Here is a 6,124-nt window from a genome sequence, read left to right as displayed (position 1 = left end):
AGTAGAACGTCGCCTGGTTTACCAAAGTATCAGCTAATCAGCTGGTGCTTTTTTTATTTTGAATCCGTTAATTGTTGATATTAAATAAATATTAAAGGACTGTCAATTTTTGATAGTCTTTTAAAGTCCTTTGTACAAAATTTGAATACCAAGAACTTTAAGTAACCGAATCTGTCATTTAGAGTTATCTATAATCGTAGGAATTGTATCAAATTGTTTAAAAACATAAGTTTCATTATCGATTTTTATTTTAAAAGTTCTTCTTTTTTTATCATACATGATTTTCAAATTATGAAACTTAGAACTATTAATTACATACGTCGTATCTGTTTTCTGTGAATAAGTTCCTTTATCTACTTCATTACGATTATAATAATAAAATGTATGATGGTCCTTTTCATCAAATACTATAGTTGCAAATGGAGGTTTTTTGCTTTGGTAAGTTCCTATTAAAGTTGACTCATCGAAATTCTGTATTTTAGGCATGTTTATAGCTAAAATAATTAATACAAAAACTAATAATAGAATAATACTTTTATCAACCCAATTTTTCTTTTCAACCTCAGTCATTACGATCTACACTCCTTCCCTAATTTAAAATTATTTCAAGAAATGATGAACTATTACTATTCTAAATACAAACCAATTCAATACTGAGTTATTTAACATTTGAATTAATCTTAAGTATCTAACTCATTGATGTAATAATCATAGTTGAACACTAAAACTAACAGACTTACTAAATAAATGATTTGCAATTTCTCTGTGTACTGATTTGCTTCAAATTTGGAAGATACACTTATTACTTTTTACAATTGACTTACAGAGAGTATGAAACTTAAGTAGAGTACTTACCTGAAGGGGAAAAAGTTGTAGAAAATTTTTATTAATCACATATAGTAAATAATGTAGATCATCTTTACTTTTCAATTTACACATAGTATGATAATTTCAATAAGTTAGATTCCAATGAACATAATAATAAATGAGGTGCATTTTGTGAGTGCGGTAGGTTCTAAATAGGATAAAAAATAAATGAAATAAATAGGATGAAAAAAGGGGAATTTGTAGAATTCGTACCCTTAATTTTGTCGTGTATTTATTTCAAACCTATGAAGATACCTACAATACTTTATAATGCGTATAATGAAATTAGTATGGCTATACTGTAATAGCTTATTTAACTATATTTCAATTATGATTGCCTTGTAATGTGAAAGCTGCGGTATCTCCGCAGCTTTTTTATATTTTTTCGGGTAAAAAAACTTTATTTCTATAAATCATTGGAATCTAACCGGTAGGTATCTCCATTTATGATCGATAAAATCATATTAAAGAGGAGAATTAAAATTGAATAATATAACATTTGAAAAATTACAATATAACGAGTTAAAAGAAATAGTAAAATCTTATTGTATAAGTGGATTAGGTAAAAAGTTGATAAATCAATTAGAACCTAGTACCAATATAAAAGTCGTTAAAAATAGATTAAATGAGACAACTGAAGCTCGGGCAATATTAGACGCAGAAGGACATGTACCATTTTTAGGCGTTTCTAACATTGAAAATATTATTCAAAATCTTGAAAAGGGCATGATATTAGATCCGAGTGATTTAATCAGTATTTCGGACTTTTTAAGAGGATGTAGAAGAATTAAAAAGTTTATGCAAGATAACGTATTTTTTGCCCCGATTCTCGCTTCTTACGCAAACTCAATGAGTGAATTTATAAGTATTGAAGATGAGATTAACTTCTCAATTAAAGGAAACAGCGTTGATTCTGCGGCTAGTAAGGATCTTAAACGGATACGAAATAATATTGAATCAGTTGAGGAGAAAATTAAAGATCGTTTAAATAAATTTCTATGTAGTAGTGCAAATAAAATGTATATTCAAGACTTTTTTATAAGTAAGAAAGATGACAGATATACAATACCAATTAAAGCTTCCTTTAAGAAGCAAGTTCCTGGATCAATTATTGAAGTTTCTTCTAAAGGGTCAACAGTCTTTATCGAACCGAATACAGTAACTAAATTAAACAGTGAGTTAGCAATCCTAAAGGCTGAAGAGGCAATGGAAGAATATCAAATATTAGCTACCCTTTCAGGAATGATTTTAGAGAAAATTTATGAAATAAATATAAATATGGAGTTAATTAGCCAATATGATATGGTGTTTGCTAAAGCTAAATTTAGCAAACATATAGGTGGAGTTGAGCCGAAATTAAATGACTACGGATATATAAAGTTAGTTGAATGCAAACATCCACTATTAACCAGTAATGTAGTTCCACTTAATTTTGAGATAGGAGAAAGTTATCGTAGTTTAATCATTACTGGACCTAATGCGGGTGGAAAGACGGTCGTTCTGAAAACAATTGGTTTACTAACTTTAGCAACAATGTCAGGTTTCCATATTGCTGGAGACGCGGGGACTGAAATTGCAGTATTTGAAAAGATTTTTGTTGATATTGGTGATAATCAGAGTATAGAAAATGCACTAAGCACATTCTCATCACATATGAAAAACCTTTCTGATATTATGGGTGTTTCTAATAATAATACACTTTTACTATTTGATGAAATAGGAAGTGGTACGGAACCTAATGAAGGATCAGCACTAGCAATTTCTATTTTGGAAGAATTTTACCTTATGGGATGTATTACAGTTGCAACTACCCATTATGGTGAAATAAAACGCTTTTCAGAAATGCACAGTGATTTTATGAATGCAGCAATGAGATTTAATAGTGAAACACTAGAACCGATGTATAAGTTAATTATCGGGAAATCAGGAGAAAGTAATGCTCTATGGATTTCTAAGAAAATGAATATTCGCGAAAATGTACTACAAAGAGCGAAAGAATATATGGAAAATAAAGAATATCGATTAGAAAAAGTGATTGAAAGTGCAATAAGGAGACCAAAGATTGTCAAATTGAGATCTGAAGAAAAGGTTAACTATCAAAAAGGTGATCGAGTAAAATTATTAGACTATGATAACTTTGGAATTGTCTATAAAGAAATCGATAATTTCTACAATCTCATTGTTTTTTACAATGGTGATTTTTTGGAAGTGAATGAAAAAAGAATATCTTTAGAAGTAAAGGCTGCTGAACTTTATCCAGAAGGATATGACTTAGATACGTTATTTGTTGATTATGCGACAAGGAAATTACAGCACGATATTGAACGAGGTTCGAAAAAGGCACTTCGAAAGATTCAAAAAGGAATGAGAAGTAACGGGGATTGATATTACAGCTGTTTTCAATCAGCAAATTATTGCACTTTGTATACAAACAAAAACATCAGCCTAAAATCTGATGTTTTTGATTTGAGAAAAAATTCATTTTCAAGAAAACAAAGCAAATTTAAGCTTAAATGAATAGACTATACCAAACTACATGATTGGGGTCTTGGTATGAGGAAATTTTCTTATATAGATTTAATCGCCACTTTAAATATAGAAGATGCACATCCAGGCGGGTTTGATTTAACAAAGAAAACATTAAGATTTCTTCCGTTGAAATCAGATAGCCAAGTTTTAGAGGTTGGATGCGGTTCAGGTAAAACTGCTAGCTATTTATATGAAAGTTTCAATTGCTCGATTACAACAATCGATATAAACAGTCGGATGCTGGCTAATGCAAGAAAACGTTTTAACAAAAAGAAAATTCCAGTTACTCTGCATCAAGCAAGTGCAGAAAACCTTCCTTTTAAGGATAATTCATTTGATATTATTATTTCGGAATCAGTAACAAGCTTCACTAATGTAGATAAATCATTACATGAATATGTAAGAGTGTTAAAAAAAGGTGGGTATTTTCTTGCTATAGAAATGACATCAGAGAGACCACTGACACTAAAAGAAGAAAGTGAAATAAAGGATGTTTATGGTATTTCAAAAGTAAAAACGGTAAGAGAGTGGGAACAAGCATTAATCAAAGGGGGCTTTAGAGATTATAAAATCCTCAAAGGAAATACAATAATGAATACATCAACAAATCCAATTGATTCACTACCATTTCAAAAGTTACCACCAGAGGGAATTGAATTGCTTCATAGATTTCAAGAAATACTAGTGCGTTATAAAGATGTGCTAGGATATAGAGTATTTTTATGTAGAAAAAGATAGGCATAATGGCTTATCTTTTTTGTTTGATTTACAAAATTCCCGCTTACTAGGATTGGTATAATAGCTAGGTATCAAACAATTATATCCAAAAAAATTATGTGGATTTAACCAAGCTAGTCAAATAATTCCAAGCAATTAAATATTCGTCTAAATCATTTGGATGATGTCTTATAGATGTAGCTAACCTAAAGTATAATCCAACTAATACGTTTTTATATATTATGGAGGAATCATTATTTTGTAAAAATTTCATATGACTGACTGCGGTAGAAATTGTTTCTTTAGTTAGATTATCTGGCGATGAACAAAACGCATATATTAAATCATAAAGTGGATCACCAAACACTGGAGTAGGATCAATAATTCCACTTAACTTTCCTTTGTTAAAAATAAAATTGTGTATCCCACAGTCACTAGGTAATAAAAAAGGTTCACCTTGATAAGTGATTTGTTTTGAATTATTTATAATAGAAAAGATAAGTGTATGATCTTTCTTATCTAAATACGAATCTAAAGTTTTATAAGACTCTGCTATTCTACTCATAAGAAAATCTGACCATGAATTCGATAAATCATCTGCCCATCCCCAACCTGGAGCATTAGGGTAGGATTCGTAATTATTTATTAACTGTTCAACAAGTGATATAAGTAATTCTTTTTTTGTGTTTTAACATAATCCGTGCTACCTGGAATGAACTGATAAACTATGTATTTAAATGCTTTTTCTGCAAATAGTAAATTAGGTAATAAATTTATATTGTTATAGAAATTAAGAAAATATGCTTCTGATTCTAGTACACGAGGATCATTTAACTTAATAATATATTTACACTCGTTTTTTCTGTTACTTAGTAGATATATACTGCTTGATGTTCCACCGGTTAGTTGAGTGTACTTAATTTCTTTTTTGCTAATTAAATTCATGCTTGATAAATCATTAATTAATGATTCTATTTGCATAGGATCCTCTAATAATGTAGTTATCTAAGTATACTCTTAAAAATCATAGGTCACCATGAGGATAGATTGGAAAATGCTTATTAATCTCCACTTTATTTATTCTTAAAAATGTTTTATAGGTAAATGTACACAAACAAAGTATGTATATAATTATAATGACTTGTATGATTTTTTTCATAATAACTCCTATTCATATATTTGATGCTTTTATTCTTTATCTCATGAGAGGAAGTTATTTTTGTATTAGTAATTAAAAGTATAATGAGGGTGTTTTAGGATCCCTTTCACCCATAAAATAAAGGGTGTCTCAAAAGTCAGCAAATGACCATAGAGACATACCCACAGTAATTGAATATAAGATTTTATTGAGCTATTAAAAAAAGAATAATGCAGCTAATGCGACTCCTGCAACAAAACCGAGTGCAATTGAAATACCGAACCCACAGCCGAAGAATCCGCATCTAAATCCATCTCTGTCAAAATCTCTATCGTCTCTTCTTTCGTCTCTTCTATCAAATCTTCTATCGAATCGATCATCAAATCGATTGTCAACACGATTACCAAACATATTATCAAAACGATTTTCATTGCGGGAACTTCTATTTGAAAAGTTTCTTTCTGAGAAATCTCTATTAGATTGGTTTCTGTTCATGTTGCTTCTATTACGATTGGATGATCTATTAGAATTCTGACGATTTTGATTGACTGGTTCAATAAAAACTCGATCGTCAGTTACTCTAGTAATACGGCCAACATGCTCGTTTCCTTCTTTATCGAAAATGCGTACAACCTGCCCTCTAAAATTATTACATAATTGATGGGCTTCATTACATTGCATAACAATTCCTCCTTTTCTTGTACTAATCTATGGAAGAGGAATAGTTTGTGCCTGTACTTATACCTAGTTGTACAATTAACTAATTAATTTGTTTGAAATTTACGTAAATTATTTTTGTTAACTTTTTGTAAAAGAAATGATTGCAATCATTTGGACGAGATGGTATATTTATTTATGTTGTCACTTCAAAAC

General features: G+C 29.8%; 6 protein-coding genes. 2 read left to right on the top strand and 4 right to left on the bottom strand.

What is annotated here, in order from left to right:
- Positions 1-174: 174 nt before the first annotated feature.
- Entirely contained in the window at positions 175-570 is a 396-nt protein-coding gene (locus tag CN946_RS20835; protein WP_098862837.1) for a hypothetical protein, read from the bottom strand.
- A gap of 780 nt (positions 571-1,350) precedes the next feature.
- Here CN946_RS20835 and CN946_RS20830 point away from each other — a divergent pair.
- Positions 1,351-3,252: an endonuclease MutS2 gene (locus tag CN946_RS20830; RefSeq protein ID WP_098862836.1), complete on the top strand. Its 1,902-nt coding sequence runs from the start codon at positions 1,351-1,353 to the stop codon at positions 3,250-3,252.
- A gap of 168 nt (positions 3,253-3,420) precedes the next feature.
- On the top strand, positions 3,421-4,134 hold the full coding sequence (locus tag CN946_RS20825) for a class I SAM-dependent methyltransferase (protein WP_098862835.1): 714 nt from the start codon (positions 3,421-3,423) through the stop codon (positions 4,132-4,134).
- Between the two features lie 94 nt (positions 4,135-4,228).
- Here the strand turns inward: CN946_RS20825 and CN946_RS20820 are convergent, their stop codons facing one another.
- From CN946_RS20820 to CN946_RS20810, 3 genes are all read right to left on the bottom strand, one after another.
- Positions 4,229-4,678 carry a protein kinase family protein gene (locus CN946_RS20820; RefSeq protein WP_098862834.1) on the bottom strand — a complete coding sequence of 150 codons (450 nt, stop codon included), beginning with the start codon at positions 4,676-4,678 and terminating at the stop codon, positions 4,229-4,231.
- 80 nt (positions 4,679-4,758) lie between these two features.
- A complete protein-coding gene (locus tag CN946_RS20815; protein WP_098862833.1) occupies positions 4,759-5,094 on the bottom strand; it encodes a hypothetical protein in 336 nt (111 codons plus the stop codon).
- Between the two features lie 373 nt (positions 5,095-5,467).
- Positions 5,468-5,932, bottom strand: a complete 465-nt coding sequence (locus CN946_RS20810) for a hypothetical protein (protein WP_098862832.1) — start codon at positions 5,930-5,932, stop codon at positions 5,468-5,470.
- Positions 5,933-6,124 lie beyond the last annotated feature (192 nt).

The sequence above is a fragment of the Bacillus sp. AFS053548 genome, from assembly GCF_002575105.1.
Classification (GTDB): Bacteria; Bacillota; Bacilli; order Bacillales; family Bacillaceae_G; genus Gottfriedia.
The sequence above is the reverse complement of the archived record's forward strand: the minus strand, read 5'-3'. Positions and strand labels throughout refer to the sequence as shown.